At 65.7% G+C, this 4,896-nt stretch carries 6 protein-coding genes; 2 read left to right on the top strand and 4 right to left on the bottom strand.

Annotated features, from left to right (window positions below; all coding sequences use genetic code 11):
* Positions 1–324 precede the first annotated feature (324 nt).
* From IP86_RS05580 to carA, 4 genes are all read right to left on the bottom strand, one after another.
* The gene (locus IP86_RS05580; RefSeq protein ID WP_054161531.1) at positions 325–543 is read right to left on the bottom strand and encodes a hypothetical protein; all 219 of its coding nucleotides are present in this window, start codon (positions 541–543) and stop codon (positions 325–327) included.
* 651 nt (positions 544–1,194) lie between these two features.
* Positions 1,195–1,398, bottom strand: coding sequence for a light-harvesting protein (locus tag IP86_RS05575; protein WP_054161530.1), 204 nt, complete (start codon positions 1,396–1,398; stop codon positions 1,195–1,197).
* A gap of 12 nt (positions 1,399–1,410) precedes the next feature.
* Entirely contained in the window at positions 1,411–1,566 is a 156-nt protein-coding gene (gene pufB, locus IP86_RS05570; RefSeq protein ID WP_054161529.1) for a light-harvesting antenna LH1, beta subunit, read from the bottom strand.
* 373 nt (positions 1,567–1,939) lie between these two features.
* Positions 1,940–3,133 carry a glutamine-hydrolyzing carbamoyl-phosphate synthase small subunit gene (carA, locus tag IP86_RS05565; protein ID WP_054161528.1) on the bottom strand — a complete coding sequence of 398 codons (1,194 nt, stop codon included), beginning with the start codon at positions 3,131–3,133 and terminating at the stop codon, positions 1,940–1,942.
* A 147-nt stretch (positions 3,134–3,280) separates the two neighbouring features.
* Between carA and IP86_RS05560 the strand changes: the two genes are divergently transcribed.
* The gene (locus IP86_RS05560; protein ID WP_054161527.1) at positions 3,281–3,982 is read left to right on the top strand and encodes an alpha/beta fold hydrolase; all 702 of its coding nucleotides are present in this window, start codon (positions 3,281–3,283) and stop codon (positions 3,980–3,982) included.
* Positions 3,983–4,149: 167 nt separating this feature from the next.
* Positions 4,150–4,605, top strand: coding sequence for a GatB/YqeY domain-containing protein (locus IP86_RS05555; RefSeq protein ID WP_054161532.1), 456 nt, complete (start codon positions 4,150–4,152; stop codon positions 4,603–4,605).
* The last annotated feature ends 291 nt before the right edge of the window (positions 4,606–4,896 follow it).

The following is a 4,896-nucleotide window of genomic DNA, read 5'->3' as shown; positions in this document are numbered from 1 at the left end:
CATCCTTCGAGACGCCCGGCTTCGCCGGGCTCCTCAGGATGAGGACTCAGTGCAATTTGGAGCGGGCCATAGCGCTTCAATCAATCGATGAACCGCTCTAGCCTCACGCCCGTCATTCCGGGGCACGCGCAACGCGCGTGAACCCGGAAGCTCGAAGCGTTCTGCGAATCTGTCGTTTCCACAACTGCGGGATTCCGGGTTCGCGCCGCGCGCGCCCGGAATGACGTGCGTGGGGTTTTCCGAATCAAAACGCGCCGCGAAGGCGCGGCGCGTGGAAGGGCGGGCGGAACGTTGACCGCGCGGTGGCACGGCCGCGAGGGGCGCTTACGGCGCGCCGTGGGCGCCGGCGCGGACGGCGTCGTGCACCAGCGCGTTGGCATCGGTGATCCCGCGCGCGGCGTTCTGCACGATGATCTGCGCCATCATCGCTTTGGTGGCCGGCGTGCGATGCTCCATCGCGATCTGCTCAACCGCGATATCGAGCACTTCGCGCAGCGTCGCGACGTAATCGGGATCGAACTTCGGCTGGTTCATGGCAGTCATCGATGGCCTCCTTCATTTCAGGTTTGCATCAATGCCGATGCAATGCGGCTCAAGTGGGTCCGCTGGATGAAGTTGCAGTGACGTTACTGATTTTTAAGTGAGCGCGCTCGCGAGCGGCTTGCGGTGATGCAAGAAAGCGCTGCGGCACAGGAGTTTCTCGCATCGTTACGATGCGTCCATGTGGCGTCGCGTTGGAGCGATTCCAGATCGCACAGCGCGTCGCGACGGCGCGTCCGTGCCACAAGTGTAAACGAGGCGCGCGCGCCACACGTTGGCGCACGCGCGCCACAGCGGACTCGTTGCGGTTGTGATCGCTGCGATGACTCGACGCGTGCGAGTCGTCTCTGCTGTGATCTCGTGCGGCGAGGTGTCCGGTGTGTCGAGCCGTAGCGACATCGTGCTGTCACCTCCGCGGACACCTGCATGTGTCGGCACGCCGACCGTCCGAACGCATGCGCGGCGAGATGTCGTGTAAGGTGAAGACGTCAGATCGGCGACGGCGATCGCGCCCGGGATCGCGCACGCACGCTCGGCGTATCTTGGCTCCGCCGCGGCCGTCTTGGTCGGTCGCGATCCGGCCGCCAAAATGCACGACGCCCGCCGAGGTCCTGAGGACCCCGACGGGCGTCGGTCGATGTCGCTAGACGAAGCTTACTTCTTCGCCGGAGCAGCAGCCGGGGCCGGAGCGGCCGGCGCGGCGGCGACAGCGGCGCCACCCTGCCAGTACTTCGGGAACCAGGCGGTGTTGTTCAGCACCGCGGCGTGCACCAGGATCGCGATCACGGTGACGCTGCCGAGCAGCAGCGGCAGGCCGACGGTCGGATTCACGACGGTCCAGATACGTCCTTGATTCATGTCCGATCTCCCTTAGTGCAGCCAGGGCGAGTAAACGTAGGCGAGGAAATGCGCCACGATCGCGATCGCGCCGAAGACGCGCGTACCGTCGATCACGTGCTTGTGGATCTCTTCCGACTCCGCGATCGTCAGACCGGTCGGCCAGACCTTGTTGGGATCGTCTGCCATAATAACCTCCTCAGAGATTCATGAATTCGTGCTGAACCCGCACGCGAGTGCCGCGAGCAGCAACCGGACCGAGTTCACCGGCTGGTCAGTCGATGGCTGCCCCCTCAGGCGTGGCCACGCTGCCGTCCGGGCACCAGTCCCGGCTGAGACCTCCGCTCTGGTCCACCAGCGCCTGCTGGCCGGTCCGTTCACGGTGTTCTCTCGCTTGGTCAAATTATCGTGACAGGCTCCGTTGTCAACTTGACATGACACTACGAGCTGTCCGGTTCATGCCGGACACTGCGAGGGAGATCGCGGGCGTGCATACGAAAAGGGCCCGGCCATCCGGCCGAGCCCGTTCCAAAGGTCAGATCTGATCGGAAAAACTTCGCGCTCAGGCCGCGCTCTTCTTCGCCCGCATCAGGTCGCTGAAGCGGCGGAACAGATAGTGCGAGTCCCGCGGGCCGGGTGAGGCCTCGGGGTGGTACTGCACCGAGAACACCGGCTTGTCGGCCAGCGCGATGCCGCAATTGCTCTCGTCGAACAGCGACACGTGGGTCTGCTGCACGTTGCCGGGCAGCGTCGATTTGTCGACCGCGAAGCCGTGATTCATCGAGGTGATCTCGACCTTGCCGGTGGTGAGATCCTTGACCGGATGATTGGCGCCGTGGTGGCCCTGATGCATCTTCACGGTCTTGCCGCCGAGCGCGAGGCCGAGCATCTGATGCCCGAGGCAGATGCCGAAGGTCGGCACGCCGGACTGGATCACCTGCTGGATCACCGGCACCGCATATTTGCCGGTCGCGGCCGGATCGCCCGGGCCGTTCGACAGGAACACGCCGTCCGGCTTCATCGCCAGGATGTCTTCAGCCGAGGTGGTGGCGGGCACGACCGTGACCTTGCAGCCTTCGCCGGCGAGCAGCCGCAGGATGTTGCGCTTGATGCCGTAGTCGATCGCCACGACGTTGAATTCAGGCTTGTCCTGCCGGCCAAAACCTTCGCCCCACGCCCACGGCGTCTCGTCCCAGGTGAAGCGCTGGCCGGAGGTGACCATCGGCACCAGGTCCATGCCCTCGAGGCCGGGCCATTCGCGGGCTTCTTCCTTCAGCGCGTGCAGGTCGAATTCGCCGCTCGGCGAATGGGCGATCACCGCGTTGGGCATGCCCTTTTCGCGGATCAGCGCGGTCAGCGCGCGGGTGTCGATGCCCGACAGGCCGATGATGCCGCGCGCCTTCAGCCAGGCGTCGAGGTTCTTCGACGAGCGATAGTTCGACGGGTCGGTGATGGCGCCGCGCAGGATCACGCCGCGCGCGCCCGGCGTCGCCGCCATGTTCACCGTCTCGATATCCTCGTCGTTGGTGCCGACGTTGCCGATATGCGGGAAGGTGAAGGTGATGAGCTGCCCGGCGTAGGAGGGATCGGTGAGGATCTCCTCGTAGCCGGTCATCGCGGTGTTGAAGCAGACCTCGCCCACGGCGGAGCCGACGGCGCCGAGGCCGAAGCCTTCGAACACCGTGCCATCGGCGAGCACGAGCAGCGCGGTCGGTTTATGGTCCGGCCAGGCGGGATTGGATGCTGAATTGGTCATGAGCGCATTACATAGTCGCGCCCGGCGGCGCCGTCAAAGCGCTGCGGCCGGCAAAGTGTGCGCATTTCGGTGATATTTGACAGGGATTCTCCCGGGCTTAGCTTCGCCCGCCTGCGCCGGTCCGAATCGTGCGCACAGGGAGGTTCCATGGACACATCGTTGCCGATCGTGCTGATTCCGGGCCTGGCGAGTTCGCCGCGGATCTATGCGCCGGTCGCGCCCGCGCTGTGGGCGTTCGGCCCGGTGACCGTGGCCAACCATATCCGCGACGACAGCATGGCGGCGATCGCCCGGCGCGTGCTGTCGGAGGCGCCGCAGCGGTTCGCGCTCGCCGGCCATTCGATGGGCGGCTACATCGCCTTCGAGATCATGCGCCAGGCGCCGGATCGGGTGGCGAAACTGGCGCTGATCAACACCCAGGCGCGGCCGGACAGCCCGGAGGCCTCGGCGCGGCGCACCCGGCAGGTCGGCGAGGCCAATGCCGGCCGGCTGCACGGCGTGCTGGACGAGCTGTATCCCGGCTTCGTGCATCCGTCGCGCGCCGACGACAACGGCCTGCGCCGGATCATTCACGACATGGGCGACGACGTCGGCGCCGCCGGCTTCGCCCGGCAGCAGCGCGCCATCATCGCCCGCGCCGATTCCCGCCCGACGCTGGCGACCATCGCCTGTTCGACGCTGGTGCTGAGCGGCGACACCGACAACACGATTCCCAACAGTCTGTCGCAGGAGATGGCCGACGGCATCGCCGGGGCCAAACTGGTGATCATCCCGGATTGCGGACACATGCCGCAGATCGAACAACCCGCCGCCACCGCCGCGGCGCTCACCGAGTGGCTGCGGAACTAGAGTTGTTTCGGCCGGGCGAACCGCCTACATCTGGCCTCGAAAACCACCATTTCCTCGTCATTGCGAGGAGCGAAGCGACGAAGCAATCCAGCGCAGTGCACGGCGCTGGATTGCTTCGCTTCGCTCGCAATGACGGTCTTTTTGACGAAATTCCGAAGGAGCCCGACATGCTGCGCGAAAACATCAACACCGCCGTCAAAGAGGCGATGAAGGCCAAGGACGAGCGCAAGCTGTCGACGCTGCGGATGGTGAACTCGACCATCAAGAACGCCGACATCGAAGCCCGCGGCCAGGGCAAGCCGCCGCTCAGCGATGGCGATCTGCTCAGCCTGCTGCAGAAGATGATCAAGCAGCGCCAGGAATCCGTCGAGCTCTACGACAAAGGCGGCCGCGCCGAACTCGCCGACCAGGAGCGCGCCGAAATCGCCGTGATCCAGGCCTATCTGCCGCAGCAGATGTCCGACGACGAGGTCAAGGCCGCGATCGCCGCCGTGATCAGCGAGACCGGCGCCGCCGGAATCAAGGACATGGGCAAGGTGATCGCCGCGCTGAAGGCGAAGTACGCCGGCCAGATGGATTTCGGCAAGGCCAGCGGCTTGGTGAAGGCGGCGCTGACCGGTTAGTTGGCGTTGACGGTTGGGTTGGCGCCGACAGATGAGTTGGCGCCGACAAATGAGCTGATAGTTGAGGCGGCCCCTTCGACCCCGCCCCAAGCACCGTCATTCCGGGGCGCGCGCAGCGCGAACCCGGAATCTCGATGGGCTCTGCGACCGGCTTTTGCCACAACTTCGAGATTCCGGGTTCGCTCGCAAGAGCGAGCGCCCCGGAATGACGGTGGGTGAGGCTGACGGCCGCCGACCCCGTCATTGCGAGCCAACGGGTCGGCGCGGAGCGCCGCCCGATGACAGGCTCCG

Source organism: Rhodopseudomonas sp. AAP120 (assembly GCF_001295845.1).
In the GTDB taxonomy this organism is placed as follows: domain Bacteria; phylum Pseudomonadota; class Alphaproteobacteria; order Rhizobiales; family Xanthobacteraceae; genus Rhodopseudomonas.
The sequence above is the reverse complement of the archived record's forward strand: the minus strand, read 5'-3'. Positions and strand labels throughout refer to the sequence as shown.